Raw genomic sequence first — 19,898 nt, 5'->3', positions numbered from 1 at the left:
TCAACTATAGCTTTCTTGAATTTTGGTATTATTTAAAGTTAACTTTAGCTGTTAAACGGTTAAATAAACGCGGAAAAAAGCGTTTAATGGTAGGAGCCCAACCACTTAAGCCTTGGCCAACAATCACTTCATCTTTTTTGCTATTAATAGCGTTAATCATTTTTGATGCGGCTACTTTAACATCCATGCCATTTTCTATAGCTTGCTCAGATTTATTTTGTGCAACACCTTGCGGGTTTAATGAGTTGTGCGCAATCGCGGTTTTTATAAAACCTGGGCAAATTGTTAAACAATGAATGTTATGCTCTTTTACTTCTGCGCGCAGGCAATCCATAAACCCCACCACAGCAAATTTAGTGCCTGAGTAACCGGTTCTTAGTTTAGAGCCTACCTTTCCTGCCACACTACTTATAGCCACAACCGAGCCACTTTTTCTTGCAACCATAGAGGGCAGTACCGCTTTAGTTAATGCCACTAAACCAAAATAGTTAACCTCCATTAATTGGCGGTACACTTTAAAGTCGTTTTCTAAAAATAAGCTACGCTGCGATATGCCACCGTTATTAATTAAAATATCGATTGCGGGCAACTCATTTATTGCCGCGGTAACTTTACTTAATACTTCTTCGGGCTTTGCTAAATCGAGTGGCAATATTAAATGCCCTTCTCCTTTTAGTTCAGCCTTAAGCGCTGTCAGTTTTTCAACATTACGCGCCGATAAAATAACGCTAGCACCTAGCTCTGCAAACTGTATTGCCAGCTCCTTACCTATGCCCGATGACGCACCGGTGATCCACACTGTTTTATTATTATAATTCATACTTTGTTACCGTATTTTTATGCTTTAGTTACAGCACGTTAGTTATTGTGTTTATGGCTTGGTTGGGCCGGCAATATCGGTTACTTGCTGCTCTAGCTTTTTATAACAGCCCAACATAAATAATAGCTCTGCAGTAACATACAAAGGGCCAATAATAAGCCCCGATATATCATCTATAAACGCGGGTTTTTTACCTTCAAAATAATGGCCAGCAAACTGTAAAATCCAACCAAATACAAACAGCCCTACACTAATCGTTAACCAAGGCGTAAATGCCATGGCTGCAATAGGTTGCGCGCCCACAAGTAATATAGTTAATAGCACAGCCATAATAAGACCCAACGACACACTCAACATTAAATAATACACAACTGATACAAATACAATAAGTTGTCCGCCATCTATAACAAGGCCTCCCAACGGGATCTGAATGCGCGCCAATAAGCACAATACGGCAAATACAATGAGCGGAATGCCTAACAGGTGGGTGAGTACATTGCGTTTTGAGCGGTGATAAAGCCCGTAGTTACCTAGTTGCTGCTGCAGGGTTTTCATTAGTAATCCTTGTTTATTTTTGTTATAAGTTTTTACCTTAGCAAAAGTAAGCACAATAACAATGTAAACTATTCAATATTATGTAAATTAAATAAGTGCAAAAATTATTTTCCCCGGCTCATGCTGAGGTTTCATATCCATTCGATCGCGCCCTTGTTGGTATTCTTGCTCAAGCATTTTTTCAAGTTCGTTAATTTTATCTGCAATTACATCAAGATCAGCGCCTTGCGCTTGTAACTCTTTAGTCAGCTCCTCTATTGCCGCTTTTAGCTCGTCTATTTTGTCTTTATTTACACCTAAACGCTGATAAACAAGCGCTTCTTGGGCTTTTTCTAAAAATGATTGCTCTTTAGGGGCTGAGTTTATGCCTTTAACATCACCTGCTTTTTCATCAATGGGGGGATTGATTGCCGCAACTTCGCTTGGGCTTGCCGCTTTAGTTACACTAGAGGAGTTATAGTTACTGTATTGATTTTTAAACGTTATTGTTGTCATTAGCTCAAATCCATTGTTGCGTTACAAGCTATGCAGCAATTTTAGTTCCAACTAAGTAAAAAAGCCCTAACAAAATCTAAACTTAAACCTTACTTAGCTTTATTTAAAATAAAAGCAAAATAATAAATAGTTAGAGCTAAGTATTATGGGTGTTTTTATAACCATGTATTGATAGCAATATAACTATTATAAGTAGTTATATTGCAACATAACGACTGCTTATTTAATTTAAGTTTTAGGTTCTAAATGTAATCTATGGAGTTCATTGCGTACCCATTTAGTATCAAGGTAGTGCTCTAAATTAGCTTGGGCAAACTTTAAAAAGCTGCGCGCTGCGTGCGAAATGTGTCTGTCGGTACGCATTACAAAGTACCATTGGCTGGCTATATCGGTGTCGATCACATGCAGTTTTGTATAGCTATTATCACCTTTTGGTAAAACATGATGCGACAGCAAGCTAATTCCCATACCCGACGATACTGCAACCCGTATGGCTTCGTTACTCGCCATTTTAACGCCGTCGCTAAGTACTAAGCCCCTACTTTGTAGCTCACTTTCAAATAGCATACGTGTGGCAGAACCATTTTCACGCAGTAAAAATCGATATGACATTAAGTCCGCCAACGTTACGTTTTTTTTATTCAATAGAGGATGATTATTAGGCACTATAAATTCTAATGGATTATGTAAAAACCGAGCAGCTTGGGCTTGCTCTAACGATGGTGGGTGGCTAAAAACGTAAATGTCGTCTTCTCCACGCTCAAAGCGAGCTAATACCTCTTCGCGATTGCCTATTTCCAGCGGTAACTCTACATGCGGATGCAAATTACTATATGGGCCGAGTAATTTAGGCAAAATATATTGCGCCGTATTTACCATGGCAATTTTACATCGGCCTCGCTCGCCTCCACGTAATTCGGCTAAAAAATCTTGGTAATCTTCAAAATGAGCAAACACCTGCTTGCAGGTTCTAAATAGCTCAAGGCCAGCCTCGGTTACCTGTAACTTTTGCTGTTGCATAGTTATTAGTGGCTCTCCTATTTCTTCTTGTAAGCGCTTTATTTGAAGTGAAACAGTAGGTTGCGTTAAATAAAGCTGCCTTGCTGTTTCACTTAACGAGCGGGTTTTTACTACACTCATAAATACTTCTAGTAATCTAAACGATATATGCCTTAAATCCATACCCACCTCATAGATAGCTATCTATATATAACCACTGTTCATTTTATTATTTACTATACAAAGTTTTCTCTACAATAGCGCCACTTAATTTTATAGCTAGGAAACACCGTGCCCGATATTGTTGTTATGTTTTTTATATTAGGTTTAATCGCCGGACTTATACACTCTGATCTTGCTATACCCAAAGCCACTTACGAAACCCTAAGCTTACTGCTAATGCTTACTATTGGTTTAAAAGGCGGTATGGTTTTACACGGTAATTTAAATTGGCAACTACTCCCTGAAATGGGGGCCATTATGCTGCTTGGGGGGCTTATTCCTTTAATGCTGTACCCTATTTTAAAGTACGTTATTACACTTTCTCATGCTAATAGTGCCAGTATTGCGGCGCATTATGGCTCTGTTAGTGCGGGTACATTTGCTGTTGCGCTTGCCTACGCAGAGTCGTCTAGTTTGGTTGTAGGCGCTGAAGTAACTTTATATTTAGTGATGCTAGAGCTGCCGGCCATTATTGTTGGCCTGCTAATATATAGAAAATTTAATAAAGAAAGTGCGACAGCTAAAAAGCTGTCTTTAAAAGCGGTTTGGCACGAAGCGCTAACCAATAAAAGCGTTATTTTACTCGTTGGCGGTGTAATTATTGGCATAATGTACGGCACGCAACAAGGTAGCCAAGTTACCAGCTTATTAACTAACGGCTTTAAGGTTGTACTGGCATTATTTTTACTTGAAATGGGTTTAACCGCAGCGCAAACTTTGCGCCCTGTGCCTTGGCATCATTGGAAGTTAGCTTTATTTGCTATTATTACCCCTTTATTTTTGGGCACGCTTGGCGTAGCAGTCGGTACACTTTTACACCTGGAAATGGGTTCAATTGTAGTTTTAGGGAGCCTAGTTGCCAGTGCCTCATACATTGCAGCGCCTGCAGCCATAAAAGCCGCTATTCCAGAAGCGAATATTGGCCTTGCTATGCTGTGCTCTTTAGGTATTACCTTTCCGTTTAATGTTTTAATAGGTATTGGTTTGTATCATCAATTAGCGCTGCTAATGCAGTAATCAAACGTTTAGTTTTAACTCGGCTGCATAAATTAAAACCGCTCGTTTACAACACATAAAAGTAATCGTTTTAAAGGCTGTTACTTTTATTTGTTGTGCCGCAACTGTTTATAACTTAAAAACACTTACTAATGGTTTGCTCAATAGCTTAAATTTATTGCTCTTATCGCATTAAACCAAGCAAATAAAATAACAAAAACCATACAATTTTAATACGTTTAAAACACAAACACGTCGCAATTGTGCGCTTATTTTACGTAATTGTGCAGTTAAAAATTTATTTTCATTGATTAATAAAAAATCACTTTACTTCCTTTCAAAAGAGTCCTACATTCGCCGCAAAATCAACCAACATTAAATAATCGCCTTAAAACAGAGTCGGTAAACAGCGTTTATTTATGACCTTAAAATCGGATAATTCTAATGATAGAATTCGTTGCTACTAGCAAGTCAAATAACCCGTTAGCACCTGTTATCGGTTTGTCTTTTTTTGCTATAGCTTCTGGCTTTTTAATGAGCCTGATCCCGCTATCGCTATCGGCATTTAAACTCGATGTAGATCTTGCCCCATGGCTAGCGAGTGTATTTTATTTTGGCTTACTTATTGGCGCTACATGCATTGAACGCATAGTAGTAAAAATAGGCCACAGGTTTGCTTTTATTTTATTTCTTAGTTTATTAATTTTAAGTGTTCTTGCTCAGCTAGTTATGCCTAAAGCTGGGGTTTGGTTAATGGCGCGTTTTGTTGCCGGTATGGCCGTTGCAGGTGTATTTGTGGTGGTTGAATCGTGGTTATTAATGACCAACACGCCTAAAGCTCGTGCTAAACGTTTAGGCCTTTACATGACCTCGCTTTATGGCGGCAGCGCAGTAGGCCAACTTGCTATAGCACCGCTAGGCACGGTAGGTGCTGTGCCCTACTTATTTGTAGTTGGTTTATTATTGCTAGCAATTTTAGCACCGTTATTAATTACATCAGGCCAACCAGATAGCCAAGAACTACAAAAACTGCCATTAAAAGAAATTAAAACCCTTAGCCGCCCAGCAATATTAGGTTGCTTAGCGTCGGGGTTATTACTGGGGCCAATTTACGGATTAATGCCTGTATATATCGCAGCACAAAGCGAGCAAGCTCAATATACAGGTTTGTTAATGGCAATTATTATTCTTGGCGGCATGTTAGTACAGCCACTTGTAAGTTACTTATCTACTCGTATGGGTAAAAACTTACTCATGGCAATGTTTTGCTTTTTAGGTGCAGCAAGTGTGTTAGGTATATTGCAAGCAACCAGCTTTAGCGGCTTAGTTGTTAGCTATTTAGTGTTAGGGGCAGCAAGCTTTGCACTTTATCCTATTGCCATTACGCTCGCCTGCGACTCTTTGCCTATGGCTAAAATTGTATCAGCAACCGAAATCATGCTTTTAAGCTACAGCTTAGGCTCTGTGCTAGGCCCAATGCTTGCAGCTAACTTCTCTGATGCAAGCGATGGTATTTTACTTTATTTAGGCGGCTGCTTAGCCACCACCTGTATTTACATGCTAATTAAAAGCATGAAAGACATTCCAACAGGCAGTACACCCGTTGCAGGCTAAGCTAGCAACCACATAAATTAGTAATACAAAAATGCCGCTCAGTAAAATGAGCGGCATTTTTTGTTGTTCACAATTAATAATAATACTTTATAAAGGCATCGCCCTTTTTAATCTTTGCTATTTAATGCTTCTTATAAAGATAGCTCTTGTTTAGCGCGCGTTAAGTTATGTGATACAAGTGCGTTTTTATTAAGCTGCACTGCCTCGTATAAATCAGCGATTGCAGCAGTCTCGTTATTTGCTTTTAAACGTGCAACACCACGGTTACTTAACGCGTACGATGTAAGCTGGCGTAGTTTAAACTTAGAGCCTTGTGCATTATTTAATAGTGCAATTGCTTGTGTACACACGGCTTCAGCTTCAGCGTAATTTTTTGACTTAACGTTAAGCGCACAGCTGTTAAACGATTGCTCCAACTGCTGTGGTGCAGTTGCGGTTTCAATAACCATTAATTTGTAATCACTTTGCTCAGCCATTGCAGCAGCTGAACATGTAAGTAGTGAGCTAAGAGCGATAGTTTTGATAAGTGTTAATTTCATGGTCATAGTCCTATTAGTTAAGTCGTGCTTGTTGCCGACAACTGAACTTTAGAGAATTAACACAAAATCGACAAACGATTAAAATAAACTCGATAGGTGAATAAAACTAACCTATAGACTTTAGTCTAGTGATGATTCATTAATTTACTCTCATATAATTTATCTAGTTGTCGTAGCCCCTCTACTTACTTTTTGCTTCACTTATGCTTAAAAAGCAAGCACATCATTTTTCACCCAAAACTATAAACTCCCCCGCCCATATGCCATAATCTAAATAATTCATAATTTTAGTAACTTGGCGCTATTTTTGGCGCTTTAAAGTTAACTACTCAAGGTTTTACGCATGGCATATCAAGAGCAAAATCAACCTACAATATACTGGCACGACTACGAGACTTGGGGGGCTAGTCCGCAAAAGGATAAGCCGAGCCAGTTTGCGGGTGTTCGTACCGATCTTGATTTGAATATTATTGGTGAGCCGCTTATTGAATACTGTAAACCGCAGGCGGATTACTTGCCGCATCCTGAGGCGTGTTTAATTACCGGCATTACGCCACAAGTGGCGATGAAAAAAGGCTTGGTTGAGGCTGAATTTATAGCAAAAATTCATGCACAATTTAGTGTGCCAAATACCTGTGTTGCCGGTTATAACAGTATTCGCTTTGATGACGAAGTAAGCCGTTATAGCTTTTATCGTAACTTTTACGATCCGTACGAGCGCGAATACAAAAACAACAACAGCCGTTGGGATATTATTGATTTAGTGCGTGCTTGTTATGCACTGCGCCCAGAGGGCATTGAATGGCCGTTAAAAGAAGACGGTAGCCCAAGCTTTAAGTTAGAGCATTTAACCGTTGCCAACGGTATTGAACACGCTGCGGCGCACGATGCACTAAGCGATGTAACCGCTACTATTGCACTGGCTAAACTAATAAAAGACAAGCAGCCGAAGCTGTATAACTTCTTTTTTAGTTTACGTGGTAAAAAAGCCTTAGCTGAGTTGGTTGATGTATTTAACATGACCCCGCTCGTACATACCAGCTCACGCATTCCAGCAACGCAAGGCTGTACTAGCTGGGTTGCACCTATGAGCTTTCATCCGGTAAATAAAAATGCCGTAATTTGTTTTGATTTAACTCAAAGCCCACAAGTACTTATTGATTTAAGTGTTGAGCAATTACGTAAACGTTTATATACCAAGCGTATTGATTTAGCTGAAGACGAATTACCCGTAGGCTTAAAACTAGTGCATTTAAACAAGTGCCCTATTTTAGCACCTGCTAAAACGTTATTACCTGAAAATGCAGCGCGTTTAGGCATTGACCGCGAGCAATGTTTAAAAAACTTGGCGGTGTTAAAAGCCAATAGCGAGTTGCGCGATAAAGTAACTGAGGTGTTTAACGAACAAGGCGATTACAGCGCAACAACTAACGTTGACTATTTACTTTACGATGGGTTTACTAGCCATGCAGATAAAGCTAAATTTGCGATTATTCGCGATGCAAAACCCGAAGACTTAGCCGATTTAAAACTCGATTTTGAAAATAAAAAGTTTAATACTTTATTGTTTAGATACCGCGCTCGTAACTGGCCGCAAACGCTTAACCAGCAAGAGCTGGATCAATGGCGTCAGTATTGTCAAAACAAGTTAATGCACGGGGAAGATCAACCCTCAATTAACGCTCAAGACTTTATGATCACACTTGAGAATTTAGCCCATGAGCACGACGACAGTGAAAAAAACCTAACCATTTTAAAAGCCTTATATAACTACGCACAAAGCATGTAGCTTGCTTTAAGTTTATTGGTACAACGCATACAAAAACGCGACGCTTTATAACTAAAGCGTCGCGTTTTTTGTTTTAAGTAAATGAGAAGACATAAAACCAACAATGATCTTTTTAGATCTATCACTTCCTCTAAAAGCGCAGCGCCTCTTAACCTCTTGGTGAATAAATCACTTTACGGGCTTTGCACATCACGCAAGCTTGGCGTCTACAACGATATACTCAAGGTAAACGTTATTTTTTATGCTGTGCTTCAATGCGTGCAAGTAAGCTTGATGTATCGTAGCGGCCACCGCCTAATGCTTGCACGTCGGCGTAGTACCCATCTACTGTGGCTGTCATTGCTAGCGTTGCGCCGTTATTTTTAGCCTCATTAAGCGCTATGCCTAAGTCTTTACGCATCCAATCAACTGCAAAACCAAAGTCGTATTCCCCTGCCCACATGGTTTTGTAACGGTTTTCCATTTGCCACGAACCGGCTGCGCCTTTAGAAATAGTTTCTATTACTTTTTCACCATCAAGCCCTGCTTGCTTTGCAAAATGTAAGCCTTCGGCTAAGCCCTGTACTGCACCCGCAATACAAATTTGATTAACCATTTTACATAATTGCCCTGAGCCTACGCCACCTAACAATTGGCTAAAACGACTAAATGCCGTCATAACAGGCTGCACTTTGGCAAATACAGCTTCGCTGCCACCAGCCATTACCGTAAGCACGCCATTTTCGGCGCCAGCTTGGCCTCCCGATACTGGCGCGTCAGTAAAGTCGACTTTTAATAACGCTGCTTTTGCTGCCACTTCGCGTGCCACTGTTGCTGAAGTAGTGGTATGATCGACCAAAATACTGCCCGCTTTAATACCGGCTAATACTCCATTTTCGCCATATACTACCGAGCGTAAATCGTCGTCGTTACCCACACACATAAATACAATGTCGGCATCGTTTACAGCTTCGCGTGGAGTAGCTGCAAAGCTGCCGCTAAATTCGTTAGCCCACTTTTGAGCTTTAGCTTGAGTACGGTTATAAACGCACACACTGTGCCCTGCTTTTGCTAAATGCCCCGCCATTGGGTAACCCATTACGCCTAAACCTATAAATGCTACTTTCATTGACATAAAAATGACCTATTAAACTGATAACTTAAAAACCATGCCTGATTATGTCAATCGGTTGATAAAAAAGCGAATGAAGTCTTTATAAAGTTTATTTAATAGGAATTTAAGTAGGTGATCTATGGATAGTATTTATCAATTTAATGCAGAATGCTGTAACAAGGCGCTTTTTTCTTTTAAGCAGTTAAAAGGCAAAACGCTACTTATTGTAAATATTGCCAGTGAATGTCATTTTTCGGCGCAGTTAACCGCTTTAGAAAAACTGTATCAGCAGTATAAAAACAGTGGATTTACCATTTTAGCGTTTCCGTGCAATCAATTTGGCCAAAAGGAGCCGCTTGATAATTTAGCCATTAACAGCTTTTATCAAGCGCAATTTAATACTACATTTGAAATATTTGCTAAAGTAATGGTAAACGGCCCAGAAGCTCACCCCTTGTTTAATTACTTAAAACTGCACACCAGAGGTATTTCGCAAGGACGAGTAATAAAGTGGAACTTCACTAAATTTTTAATTAATTCGCAAGGCCAACTTGTTTCTCGTTATGCGCCGCGCACCAAGCCAGAAACATTAAAGCAGGCAATTGAAAATCAGTTATTGCTAACAGCTAGATAACAAAGCAAAACGAGAGCAAAAGCTCCCGTTTTATTTATAACGTGCAGTAATGCTTAACTACTAAATGCCACATTGGCAAATACCAAGGTCATTAATATTGGGCAAACAAAACGTATGTACTGAGCAAACCAGTAATGCGCGCCGCTAGTTGCTTGGTGTAATTTGTTACCGCGCTGCCATAACCAGCCCACTGTAACAAAGTAAAACAGCCCCATTAACGGTAATTGGTACTGGGTAAATACCATAATAACCAAGCCAAATAACCAATCAAAATTAAGTATTATTAAGCTGGCAAACACTAGCACTACGCCACTAACCAGCCACGTAGCTTTAGTGCGATCAACGCCGTGGTTTTCGACTAAAAACGCCACCGGAATTTCGGTGGTTGATATAGTAGAAGTAACCGAGGCTATCGACATTAATACAAAAAACAATAAACCAACCAATAAGCCAATATCGCCCATGGTGCTGAATAACGCTGGTAAAATGGCAAAAATAAGCTGCCCTTCGCCAATTAATTTACCGTTACTAAATACTTCTACGCCGTTGTGCTGCGCCACATAAATAGCAGGCACAATAAGTAAACCAGCTAAAAAGGCCACACTGGTATCGAGTAGTGCTACGCTGGCAGTCAGTTTTGGTAAGTTAGCACCGGGTTTTAAATACGAGCCGTAAATCATCATACAGCCCACACCTAGCGATAAGGAGAAAAAGGCTTGCCCCATAGCTGCAATAATTAAGTTAGGGTCGAGTATTTGGCTAAAATCAGGTATTAAATACGCTGCAAAGCCATCACTTGCACCATCTAGCGTTGCAATATAAATAATTAAACCAATTAGCAATACTAGTAGCACCGGCATTAAACGCCGTGACCAGGTTTCAATACCCGATTTAACCCCTTTTAAAATAATACTCGCGGTTAAAATAAGCATAAGTGGGGTAAACACAAAATTACGCAGCGCAGAGTCGCTGTGTAAAAATTCGCTAGCGCCGCTAAAGCCTAAAAATGTAGTTACGGGTTCAATAGCATACGACAGCATCCACCCCGCCACTATTGAATAAAAGCTAAGCATTACAATAGCGCCGCCAAGGCCAATATAACCTGCAGCCGCGCCTACTTTAGGGGCTTTATTTTGCCATGCTTGCCTAAGTGCTTTTACCGGATTAGCTTGGGCGTAATACCCTAAATACAGCTCGGTATATAAAGCCGGCAAAGCAAGTAAAAATATAACAATAAAGTAAACCAGTAAAAAAGCACCGCCACCATGATTAGCAGCCTGCGTAGGAAAACCCCATATATTACCTAAACCTACCGCTGCGCCAGCGGCGGCCAATACAAAACCAAGTCGACTTTGAAAACCATCACGCACTTGTGTCATACACCTACAAATCTGTTATTATTTTAGCTGTTGTGAATTAAACCATATTTCATCGCGCCTTAGTAATAAAAATGTACCTAGCGCGCACAACAACTAACAACCGCTCACTATATGTTCAGCTTATGCATACAAGCAGGTAATCGGTATTAAATTTATTATTATTTTGAGCGTTTATGAGTTCACTTTACTTTAAAAACACCCTGCAAATTAATCAGCCTTTTAGTAACAATAAAAGCCCTATTTTATTGTTTGACGCTAAAACGCTCGATATAAGCCAATATAATTTGCCTGATTATTTAAGCCCTTTTGAGCTGCAAATAATAAACCGCCGTAAAAGTGTATCGGCCAAGCAAGAATATTTAGCCACGCGATTATTACTTAAGTATTTAGTTATAACCTCGCACCCTAATATGGCGGGCATTAAGCCGTGTAATATAAGTTCAGAGTTTAACCTACAAACAAGTAAATTAGCGCTACACATTAATAACAGCCACACCGTTATTAATACCTGTATATCGCATTCTAATGGTTTTGTTGGCGCTGCACTTAACCCTACAAAAGCCCAGTTTGGTTTCGATATTGAAAAAATAAGCACAAAGCGCCCATTTGAAAAGCTCGCAAAGCATTTTTATCATACCGATGAAATTGCGCTGATCACCAAGCCTGCCAATGCAGAGGATCAAGCTAAACACTTTTTTAGAATTTGGACCTTAAAAGAAGCGCTCGCTAAAGCCACTAGCCGCCCTATTGCCAAGTTGCTAAGCCCTAATGTGTTTACTGAGTTAACTTGCTCACAGCTTAATGCCAGCAGTGCTGTGGTGGGTAAGTTTGATATAAGTGTAGTGAGTGAAAAAAGCACTGACTGGCAGTGCTCTCTTATTAATTTAGCTGTATTAGGCCGCGCAATCGCTCTCTAATAGTCGGCTATGAATAGCTTGCACTACGTTGTCGGATTCGCCTTGCTCGACCAAAAAGCACAAGTTATGCTTACTTGCACCGTGGCAAATTAGCCGTATATTAAAGTCACTTAATACCTGCATTAAGTTCATTTCATGCTGGCGTAACTGTATTTCTGAGCCAATAAGCGCCACTAAAGTTAAGTTATTTTCTACCGATACATGGCAAAACTCAGCAAGTTTATCTAAACACCCCTGATCAAGCTCTGGGCGCGATGCATTAGGCGCGTTATCAAGCGTTATTGCTACGCTAATTTCAGAGGTGGTCACTAAATCTACCGAAATATTAAACTCACTTAAAATAGTAAACACTCGTGCTAAAAAGCCACTAGCTAATAGCATTTCTGGGCTTTTAAGAGTAAGTAATATTTGGTTTTTGCGTTGTGTTACTGCGCGGATTCCTGGCAGTTGCGACTTTTCACGCTCAATCCAAGTACCACCACGCTCAGGTTCACGGCTCGACCCTACAAACACATTAATATGGCTGCGGCTGGCGGGTAAAATAGTTGCCGGATGCAATACTTTTGCACCAAAGGTAGCCATTTCGGCGGCTTCGTCAAAGCTGAGGCGTGCAATTGGCGTGGCTTTTACACATAAACGCGGGTCGGTACTAAAAATACCCACTACATCAGTCCAAATATGTACACTTTTAGCATGAATAGCCTCGGCCAGTAATGCCGCGCTGTAGTCTGATCCACCGCGCCCTAAAGTGGTCGTTTGGCCGTGTTCGTCGCTGCCAATAAAGCCCTGTGTAACAATTACTTGATCGTCTAACAGCGGAACAAGTAATGCGCTTGCCGCTTGTGCAGTAGCTGCAACATTAGGGGTTGCTTTGCCAAATTGACTGTCGGTTTTAAGCACTTGACGCACGTCAAAGCGTATTGCATTTAAACCTTTTGAGCGCAGCACTTGGGTAAATAAATAAGTTGATAATCGCTCGCCAAAACTTAATAGCTCGTCATGTAGCGCTTTTGTTTGTAACGTTTGGCTGGCTAGTTTTTCAAATGCCGCTAACGTCTGGGCAAAGCCCTGCTCTAAATCGGTATCTAAACTCAATTCAGCTAAAATAGCCTGCTGAATCGCTAGCACACCGTTAATATGCGCTTGGCGCTCATCTTCGCTAAGGCTGCTATTGCACAGCTCAACTAAATGATTAGTGACTCCTGCGCTGGCGCTTAGTGCAACAATACGCACGCTTTTATCTGCTACTATTATTTTACTACTGTGATCCATAGCTGCAAAGTTAGCTACGCTGGTGCCGCCAAATTTAGCAACGGTATAATTTGATTTGTTGCCTAATACTACATGTGGCACTGATTGGGTTGTCATTTCGTCTCCTTTCACGGCATCCAAACCGTAATAAAACAAGAAGAACTTGGCAGCAAATATAAGGTAAGAAAATTCACTGCCAGAAGCTCTCCACCTATATTGGTGACAGTTTTGAGGATTCAGCCCCATAAACCGAAAAACAACGACGACGACGTGTTATTTTTCTCGGCGAGTACTTCCCTCTTTAATGCTCAACGGCGTTCGTCACCTCACATTAAATACCTAAGTATCGCACCTCTTCTGAATGTTGTATTAATGGCTATTTTCGCAATCACTAATAAAACAAAACCCCAGCAATATATTGAAAAGCTCAATACTTTACTGGGGCTTTGAAAGTTATCGTTTAGACATCTAGCTGTCAAGCACTTTAATAACTAATATTAAACAAAACCAGCCATTAAATATGAGCCGGTATAGCCTACGGTGTAACAAATTAATAAATAAAACGACAAACGTAAGTAGTTCATAAAGGTCAGTTCTTTAACTTTACTCATGGCAATAATACCCGCCGCTGAGCCTATAATTAACATAGAGCCCCCTACGCCTGTGGCATAAGTAAACGACAGCCAATGCTGTTGTGTCATTACTATATCTGCTTTTAATAACGCGGCTGTAAGTGGTACGTTATCAACGCCTGCCGACAATATACCCATTAAATAGTTTGCGTATTCAGGTGCCATTATTGTGTACAGGTCGCTAAAGTGGCTTAACATACCAACTTCTTTTAGCGCTCCTACCAGTAATAATACACCTACAAAAAACAACAAGGTGTCGTATTCTATTTCACGAATGAAATCTATCATGTCTTTGTTTATGTCTTTTTTGCGCATTAAAAATTGCGCTACTAAAAACATCATAGACAAACCAAACAAAAAGGTAAGCAATGGCGGTACACTGTATAAAACACTCAGTGTTAAGGTAGCAATAACCGTAGATAAGAAGATAACTGCAATTGTAATATCGGTTTTTTCAATGCGTTTTTGCTTCGTTTTAGTAAAGTCGAGCTGGCCATTTAAGCCAATTGACAACAGTGCGGCTAACAGCATCACACTTACAAATGCTGGCCCAATTAACAATAACAAATTGCTAATAGTTACTTTGCCATCTAAAAATATCATTAACGTGGTTACATCGCCGGTAATTAACGACACACCACCGGAGTTAACCGCAAAGATAATCAGCGTGGCGTATCTAATTAGCTTTTTGGCTTCAAGTTTTAATGATAAAACCACCGCTAAAGATATAAGCGTAGCGGTTACGTTATCGGAAATAGAAGAGAATATAAATGCAAAAACACCAACCAAAAACATTAACTTACGTTCGCTAATTCGTTTTGGCATAATCCGGTTAACAATATTTTCGATAAACCCTTTTGAGTTTAAATAGGCAACAAAGGTCATTGCCGCCATTAAAAACAACCATAAGGAGGCAATTTCTAAAATATTATGATTAAGGAGTGATTGAATCGTATCAGGGCTTTGCCCATTAATAGGGAAGATAAAAGAGATAATCCAGCAGAGCGTACCAAAAAAAAGTGTCGTTTTAGCTTTGTTTACGTGGATTATATCCTCAATAACGATCAGCAAAAATGCAATCGCTATTAAAGTCAGGATAATAGAGGAAACCATGATAATTGAACAACCTTTGGAATAATGTAAAAATTGAACCTATGAAGAAAATAGAGCCGCACATTTCGTGTGCCTATTTTCGGTGCGGATGTTATCACTATGACCTGGTAAAAACTATTATTAAATCGTTGTAAAAACGAATACCATATAGCTATCAGCGCTATTAAAATTACGAATAACTAGCTTATTTAGCTACTTATTTAACAACATACTAGGATGTATAAACGCCTTATGATCCCAGCTAAAAAGCTATTAAATACCCTTAGCGAACATTGGGGGGTGCTAGAGCTATTATTTAAACGTTTTAAAATGGCAGACTTTAGTATTAAAGATTTGCAAAATGCCATTAAACAAAAACAACCTACATGGCATAACGAGCGTATTTATAAAGAAACTAATCGCTTGTTAAATCAAGATATTATAATTCCTTTAGCGAAATCTTCGCAGCTTGAAATAAACCGTGCCATTGCCGACTTTGCTACATTTTTACTGCAAGAAGAACATTTAGGTTTAGCACAAGAAATTAGCGTATTAGTAGAGGATTTAGCCCGCCTTGGCGATCGCTTAGCTAACGCGGGCGAAGTGGAAGACTTTGACGACTTACGCCGTTTTAGCCGTATTATGGATGATCGGGTGCGCAAAATAATGAAACTGTACGCACACAACGAAAACGCCATTTTAAATATTGTTGAGCAAGCTAAATCTAATAACGCGGTGCAATCGCTGCAAAAGCGTTATAAAGCGGTAATAGAAGCGTTTGACGAATACATAGAGCCAATGCTAGAAATGGTTGATATTCGAGGCGATTTTCATGCCTGCTTTAATCTTATAGAGCAGCAAATTAGTACGCAAATAGAGCGTATTGAGCAATCGGGTAAAGCATATACCGACAAACGCATGCTAGAGCAATTACGTACCCGTATTCTCGAAATGCATTTAATCGGCCGCGAAAGCCTGCGTAAAAGTGCCGACATGCTTATGCCACTGCGTGAAGAACTACGCCGTAATAACTTAATTACCCGCCAAGCTGCAAGAGTGCTTGGGTTAGTGCGTAAAAATGGCGTAGACAACATGCTAACTGCGGTGCAACCGCATTTTGTGAGCGACGCACAGCGTTACTCGCTGGGGCAACAACGCCATATAGTTGCCTATATGGCAAGTTTGGTTGAGTTTGAGCATCAAGAATATCAATTGCCTGATCAGCAAGATGTACCGCCTTTTCAAACGCCTAATATTCCCGATTACAACGATGTTAAAAGCAGCTTTGCAAAACGCTTCAATACAAAACGTAAAAAGCCGCAACCATTGCTGCAATTTTTAGACGAAAGTTACCCCGATTTAGATGCCGAAGAAATGCTGTTTTTGTATCAAAAATTAGTAAGTGACAACGAGCTTGAAAAAAGCCAAAGCGATGAAAAAGCGCGCTTTAAAATTGCCGGTCAGTATTTTTCTCTTTATCCCTATAATTCACAGCCGCAAACACCTAGTAAGGCAGATGAGTAATCACCATGACACAAATAAACTTAAACGAGCTTACCCACTTACAAGCAATTAATAAAAAATTAGTGGCGGGTTATCATATTTGCGAACAAGACAACCTAATGTGGCAAGAGCTGGATCAAAACATAGACGCGTACAGCGCGCTATTTAGCGCCCTAGGTAATGAGCTAAAACACGACAGCCGTGGCTTTTATTACTTTAGCAGCGACGAAAGCACACCCAATATGGGCAAAATATCCCGTGCTATTGCGCTCACTATTTATATTTTAATTGAGCACTACGCCAACACCGGCAAAGACCCAATGCGCGCCTTGTTCGACGAAGTAAACGATTTAGAGTTAATGCAAACCTTAGTGCAAATTAACAAACACTTGTTTGATCAACTAGAGATATTTTCGGGTTCAGATCTGCGCAAAGACGTGTACCTGCGCATGGTACGCTTAGGTTTGGCACGCGAAGTAGAAGCAGGCTTTATGCTGCAAGCCCCTATCCATCGCTATATAGATGCCTTAATGGAAGTAAACGAAGAAACCTACCTAACAGAGGACGAGCAATGAAAAATTTATACGGACTAAGTAAACTCGCCCTACTCAATACCGCAGGTTACGCAAAGTGTGTGATCCCGCTGGATAAAAGCAGCTCTATTTGCGCGCCCAACAATACGGGTAAAAGCTCAGTAATAAATGCCCTGCAATTTCCGCTTATTAACGATTTACGCCTAACCGAATGGGATGGCCACGATTTAGACGAAACCCGAAAGTTTTATTTTTCGTCAGATCAATCCTACATTTTGCTTGAAGCAAATTTGCCCCATGGCTCAGTAGTGATTGGTGTAGCGGGTTTGGGGAAAATTGCCGGTTATGCGCATCAATATTTTTGCTACCAAGGCAAGCTTGATTTAGAGCAGTACACCCAAGGTAAAACCATTATTAAATACACTAAGCTGTTCAGCCATTTAAAACAGCTTGGTTACAACCCCATAGAGCTAAAAGCGCAAGAACTAAACGCCCTACTCACCGGCGGCGCAACCCCGTTTGACGACGAGATCAACTTAAAAATGATCCCGCTTAATAACGTTCAAGATTCGACTATTTATAAAGAAATATTTCGCCGTATTCTTAACTTACATAAACTCGGTGCCGCCGATGTAAAACGATTTATGCTACGTGTATTTGAGCGCCACATGTCTAACTCTAAGGTCGACTTTTATGAAGTGTGGCGTCGCTCGTTCGATAAAGTAAACCGCAGTAAACGTGAATTGCACGCCCTTGAATCGATGCAAGAGCCCATAGCGGCGCTTGAGTCGATGCTAGAGAACCAAACCGTTCTAAAAGGTAAATTAGCGGCTTATGCTCCAAAAATTGACCAAGCACTGATTGATTTTGACAACTACCAAGAGTCGCAACTAGAAGAGCTAGCAATAGCACTTGAAAACATAGAACACGAAAAACACGAGTTTGAACAAAAGCAAAGTTTGTACGTACAGCAGTCGCGCGATATAGAGCGCAGGCAAACGCAAATAGAGCAATGGTTTTTAGATTTTAACGCACTTAAAAACGAATTTGAACTGGTTAACAAAGCCACGCTTAAAACGAGCCTTACCCAGTTAAAGCAAGACTACGAGTCGCTTTCACACTCTATTACCAGCGCACAAGGGCAAAGCCTGCATACACTTGACTACCGTATTACCGAAACCCAAAAACAAATTAAGAGCTTAAAGCTACAACTTAAAAACTTGGAGTTTAATTTATTTACCCGCATGCGCGAAGAGCTGTCGTTAAAAGAAGTGGAAGAAATTTCGCGCATTTTAAACCCCGACATGCTCTCGTTTGCAACCACCAGCAATGGCGGCATAAGCATTGATGACGAAGACGCATTTAGTGCGTTTTTATCGCACTTAAGCGAAAACGTAAAAGGCGGCGTGCTTAGCTTACCTGGCGCGAGTATTAAGCTTAAAAAGCTCTCCCCTGTACAAATGCAAAGCGGCGAAAATAAAGAGCAGCTAACCGCTCAATTAAGTGCCCTTGAGCATGCTTTAAAAGAGTTTAAGCAACAGCGCGATGTAGCTGCAAATGTGGCCGATAAGCAAAAAGAAAAAGACACCTTGTACGATGAACTAATGAGCGCCGAGGCCGCCCTTAAACGTTTAGAGCAGTTTGACACTATGCTGCAATCGGCTGAAGCACAAACCATGCTAAAAGAGCAGTTGTTAGCTGAGCGCGATCAGGTTGACGACTACCTACAAGACATTCAAAAAAATAGCGGCTCAATTAGCGACAGACGCTCAATTATTAAATCAAAACAGGCGCAAATTAATCGCCAATCAGATCGTCTGCGCCAAGTGAAAAGCGAACGAATTGATCACACGCTTGATTTATACAGCGGCAAAGTTACCCCTTACATGATAGAGGTAACAATAGACTTTGATAATTTAAGCGACCTAGTGCACCACTTTAATAAAGACTGCCAAGAGCTGCGTAACTTTGAGATAAACGTACGCAATACCTATTTGCATATTTATAATGCCGGTATTACCAAGTTTGATAACGAAAACGATGAGTTTAGTAAGTATCAAAAACTCATTAGTGCGTTTCATAACATTGATAACGAACGCGATGCCGTTGAGCGTCAAGGCCGTGTGGCCCTAACAGAAGTAGCCGCAACCATTAAAGGCCTACGCGAAGATTTAGACCGCCTGCGCCGCGAAATGAACAGCTTTAATAAAGGCATTAGCCAGCATCGTATTTCGAACCTGCAAGCATTTAAAATTAATGTAATACCGCGCAAAATGTTAGTTGATAGTATAGATACTATAATTAGTACCTCGCATCAGTTTGAGCAAGGGGACACGCTGGATTTACTCAGCCAAGAACCGTATAGCGAAAGCGCAGTAAACGAGGCGAAAGATCATTTAATTAAGCTCGCCTCCGACAAAGCTGGCCTTACCCTCACGGATTTATTTGATATTCGTTTTGAAGTAGTCAATCGCGCAGGCGATACCGAACACTTTGACAAAATAGACTCGGCGGGTTCAAACGGTACGCGAATAACTATTAAGTTATTATGTGGTATGTTGTTTATTCGCTATTTGTTAAGCTCACAAGAACAAAACTTATACCGTATACCTATATACATAGATGAAGCCGCCGACATTGATCCGCAAAATCAAAAGGCAATTATTGAAACCGCGCTTAGCTTTGGCTTCGTCCCTATATTTGCCTCAGTTAAACCGCAAACAAGCTGCGATTATATTGTGCCAATTCGCTCAGTTAAAGACGGTGCACAAAACTGGGTAGACGAAAAAGACTGGATAGAAGTTGAACATTAAGTAATTAATCAATGGTTCAGCT

Annotated in this window: 17 protein-coding genes and 1 riboswitch; of the genes, 8 read left to right on the top strand and 9 right to left on the bottom strand. The window is 40.4% G+C overall.

Annotation, left to right across the window (positions count from 1 at the left end; all coding sequences use genetic code 11):
• Nucleotides 1-28: 28 nt before the first annotated feature.
• The 4 genes from AAEY55_RS11405 to AAEY55_RS11390 all read right to left on the bottom strand — a co-directional run bounded on the left by AAEY55_RS11405 (nt 29) and on the right by AAEY55_RS11390 (nt 3,052).
• Nucleotides 29-820, bottom strand: coding sequence for an SDR family oxidoreductase (locus tag AAEY55_RS11405; RefSeq protein WP_089368159.1), 792 nt, complete (start codon nt 818-820; stop codon nt 29-31).
• 51 nt (nt 821-871) lie between these two features.
• On the bottom strand, nt 872-1,375 hold the full coding sequence (locus AAEY55_RS11400; protein WP_011327946.1) for a DUF962 domain-containing protein: 504 nt from the start codon (nt 1,373-1,375) through the stop codon (nt 872-874).
• Between the two features lie 87 nt (nt 1,376-1,462).
• A complete protein-coding gene (locus tag AAEY55_RS11395; RefSeq protein WP_086994199.1) occupies nt 1,463-1,870 on the bottom strand; it encodes a hypothetical protein in 408 nt (135 codons plus the stop codon).
• 228 nt (nt 1,871-2,098) lie between these two features.
• On the bottom strand, nt 2,099-3,052 hold the full coding sequence (locus AAEY55_RS11390) for a LysR family transcriptional regulator (protein ID WP_192531461.1): 954 nt from the start codon (nt 3,050-3,052) through the stop codon (nt 2,099-2,101).
• A 108-nt stretch (nt 3,053-3,160) separates the two neighbouring features.
• On the opposite strand from AAEY55_RS11390, the gene AAEY55_RS11385 reads away from it, so the two are divergent.
• Nucleotides 3,161-4,108, top strand: coding sequence for a sodium-dependent bicarbonate transport family permease (locus AAEY55_RS11385; RefSeq protein ID WP_192531460.1), 948 nt, complete (start codon nt 3,161-3,163; stop codon nt 4,106-4,108).
• A gap of 423 nt (nt 4,109-4,531) precedes the next feature.
• Nucleotides 4,532-5,701, top strand: a complete 1,170-nt coding sequence (locus AAEY55_RS11380) for an MFS transporter (RefSeq protein ID WP_011327942.1) — start codon at nt 4,532-4,534, stop codon at nt 5,699-5,701.
• Nucleotides 5,702-5,832: 131 nt separating this feature from the next.
• Here the strand turns inward: AAEY55_RS11380 and AAEY55_RS11375 are convergent, their stop codons facing one another.
• Nucleotides 5,833-6,240 carry a hypothetical protein gene (locus AAEY55_RS11375; RefSeq protein WP_011327941.1) on the bottom strand — a complete coding sequence of 136 codons (408 nt, stop codon included), beginning with the start codon at nt 6,238-6,240 and terminating at the stop codon, nt 5,833-5,835.
• 343 nt (nt 6,241-6,583) lie between these two features.
• Here AAEY55_RS11375 and sbcB point away from each other — a divergent pair, with 343 nt between their 5' ends.
• The gene (sbcB, locus tag AAEY55_RS11370) at nt 6,584-8,029 is read left to right on the top strand and encodes an exodeoxyribonuclease I (RefSeq protein WP_086993433.1); all 1,446 of its coding nucleotides are present in this window, start codon (nt 6,584-6,586) and stop codon (nt 8,027-8,029) included.
• 232 nt (nt 8,030-8,261) lie between these two features.
• On the opposite strand, the gene AAEY55_RS11365 is transcribed toward sbcB, so the two are convergent.
• Complete coding sequence (locus AAEY55_RS11365) at nt 8,262-9,143, bottom strand: NAD(P)-dependent oxidoreductase (protein ID WP_089368116.1); 882 nt, start codon at nt 9,141-9,143, stop codon at nt 8,262-8,264.
• A gap of 118 nt (nt 9,144-9,261) precedes the next feature.
• Here AAEY55_RS11365 and AAEY55_RS11360 point away from each other — a divergent pair, with 118 nt between their 5' ends.
• Nucleotides 9,262-9,756, top strand: coding sequence for a glutathione peroxidase (locus AAEY55_RS11360; RefSeq protein ID WP_089368115.1), 495 nt, complete (start codon nt 9,262-9,264; stop codon nt 9,754-9,756).
• A 53-nt stretch (nt 9,757-9,809) separates the two neighbouring features.
• On the opposite strand, the gene AAEY55_RS11355 is transcribed toward AAEY55_RS11360, so the two are convergent.
• Entirely contained in the window at nt 9,810-11,135 is a 1,326-nt protein-coding gene (locus AAEY55_RS11355; RefSeq protein ID WP_011327935.1) for a sodium-dependent transporter, read from the bottom strand.
• 173 nt (nt 11,136-11,308) lie between these two features.
• Between AAEY55_RS11355 and AAEY55_RS11350 the strand changes: the two genes are divergently transcribed.
• Complete coding sequence (locus AAEY55_RS11350) at nt 11,309-12,052, top strand: 4'-phosphopantetheinyl transferase superfamily protein (RefSeq protein ID WP_086993429.1); 744 nt, start codon at nt 11,309-11,311, stop codon at nt 12,050-12,052.
• On the opposite strand, the gene lysC is transcribed toward AAEY55_RS11350, so the two are convergent.
• A complete protein-coding gene (gene lysC / locus AAEY55_RS11345) occupies nt 12,029-13,420 on the bottom strand; it encodes a lysine-sensitive aspartokinase 3 (RefSeq protein WP_172459232.1) in 1,392 nt (463 codons plus the stop codon). The two genes, AAEY55_RS11350 and lysC, sit on opposite strands and share 24 nt — an antisense overlap.
• Nucleotides 13,421-13,495: 75 nt before the next feature.
• A riboswitch (Lysine riboswitch) is annotated at nt 13,496-13,668 on the bottom strand.
• 132 nt (nt 13,669-13,800) lie between these two features.
• A complete protein-coding gene (nhaD, locus tag AAEY55_RS11340; protein WP_089368114.1) occupies nt 13,801-15,048 on the bottom strand; it encodes a sodium:proton antiporter NhaD in 1,248 nt (415 codons plus the stop codon).
• 231 nt (nt 15,049-15,279) lie between these two features.
• Between nhaD and AAEY55_RS11335 the strand changes: the two genes are divergently transcribed.
• Genes AAEY55_RS11335 through AAEY55_RS11325 form a run of 3 tightly spaced genes read left to right on the top strand, consistent with a single transcriptional unit; the run spans nt 15,280 to nt 19,876 of the window.
• A complete protein-coding gene (locus AAEY55_RS11335; protein ID WP_086993437.1) occupies nt 15,280-16,551 on the top strand; it encodes a hypothetical protein in 1,272 nt (423 codons plus the stop codon).
• A 5-nt stretch (nt 16,552-16,556) separates the two neighbouring features.
• Nucleotides 16,557-17,105, top strand: a complete 549-nt coding sequence (locus AAEY55_RS11330) for a condensin complex protein MksE (protein WP_058373159.1) — start codon at nt 16,557-16,559, stop codon at nt 17,103-17,105.
• Complete coding sequence (locus AAEY55_RS11325; RefSeq protein WP_350551317.1) at nt 17,102-19,876, top strand: ATPase; 2,775 nt, start codon at nt 17,102-17,104, stop codon at nt 19,874-19,876. Before AAEY55_RS11330 ends, AAEY55_RS11325 begins: the two co-directional genes overlap by 4 nt.
• The last annotated feature ends 22 nt before the right edge of the window (nt 19,877-19,898 follow it).

This window comes from Pseudoalteromonas sp. 120-MNA-CIBAN-0494, assembly GCF_040308885.1.
Lineage (GTDB): Bacteria > Pseudomonadota > Gammaproteobacteria > Enterobacterales > Alteromonadaceae > Pseudoalteromonas > Pseudoalteromonas nigrifaciens.
The sequence above is the reverse complement of the archived record's forward strand: the minus strand, read 5'-3'. Positions and strand labels throughout refer to the sequence as shown.

Bases quoted from the DNA above. Each gene is read 5' to 3' on its own strand.
- AAEY55_RS11360 (WP_089368115.1), top strand. From the start codon at position 9,262: ATGGATAGTATTTATCAATTTAATGCAGAATGCTGTAACAAGGCGCTT.
- AAEY55_RS11355 (WP_011327935.1), bottom strand. From the start codon at position 11,135: ATGACACAAGTGCGTGATGGTTTTCAAAGTCGACTTGGTTTTGTATTG.
- AAEY55_RS11400 (WP_011327946.1), bottom strand. From the start codon at position 1,375: ATGAAAACCCTGCAGCAGCAACTAGGTAACTACGGGCTTTATCACCGC.
- AAEY55_RS11405 (WP_089368159.1), bottom strand. From the start codon at position 820: ATGAATTATAATAATAAAACAGTGTGGATCACCGGTGCGTCATCGGGC.
- AAEY55_RS11365 (WP_089368116.1), bottom strand. From the start codon at position 9,143: ATGTCAATGAAAGTAGCATTTATAGGTTTAGGCGTAATGGGTTACCCA.
- AAEY55_RS11390 (WP_192531461.1), bottom strand. From the start codon at position 3,052: ATGGATTTAAGGCATATATCGTTTAGATTACTAGAAGTATTTATGAGT.
- AAEY55_RS11350 (WP_086993429.1), top strand. From the start codon at position 11,309: ATGAGTTCACTTTACTTTAAAAACACCCTGCAAATTAATCAGCCTTTT.
- AAEY55_RS11335 (WP_086993437.1), top strand. From the start codon at position 15,280: ATGATCCCAGCTAAAAAGCTATTAAATACCCTTAGCGAACATTGGGGG.
- nhaD (WP_089368114.1), bottom strand. From the start codon at position 15,048: ATGGTTTCCTCTATTATCCTGACTTTAATAGCGATTGCATTTTTGCTG.
- lysC (WP_172459232.1), bottom strand. From the start codon at position 13,420: ATGACAACCCAATCAGTGCCACATGTAGTATTAGGCAACAAATCAAAT.
- AAEY55_RS11330 (WP_058373159.1), top strand. From the start codon at position 16,557: ATGACACAAATAAACTTAAACGAGCTTACCCACTTACAAGCAATTAAT.
- sbcB (WP_086993433.1), top strand. From the start codon at position 6,584: ATGGCATATCAAGAGCAAAATCAACCTACAATATACTGGCACGACTAC.
- AAEY55_RS11375 (WP_011327941.1), bottom strand. From the start codon at position 6,240: ATGAAATTAACACTTATCAAAACTATCGCTCTTAGCTCACTACTTACA.
- AAEY55_RS11395 (WP_086994199.1), bottom strand. From the start codon at position 1,870: ATGACAACAATAACGTTTAAAAATCAATACAGTAACTATAACTCCTCT.
- AAEY55_RS11325 (WP_350551317.1), top strand. From the start codon at position 17,102: ATGAAAAATTTATACGGACTAAGTAAACTCGCCCTACTCAATACCGCA.
- AAEY55_RS11380 (WP_011327942.1), top strand. From the start codon at position 4,532: ATGATAGAATTCGTTGCTACTAGCAAGTCAAATAACCCGTTAGCACCT.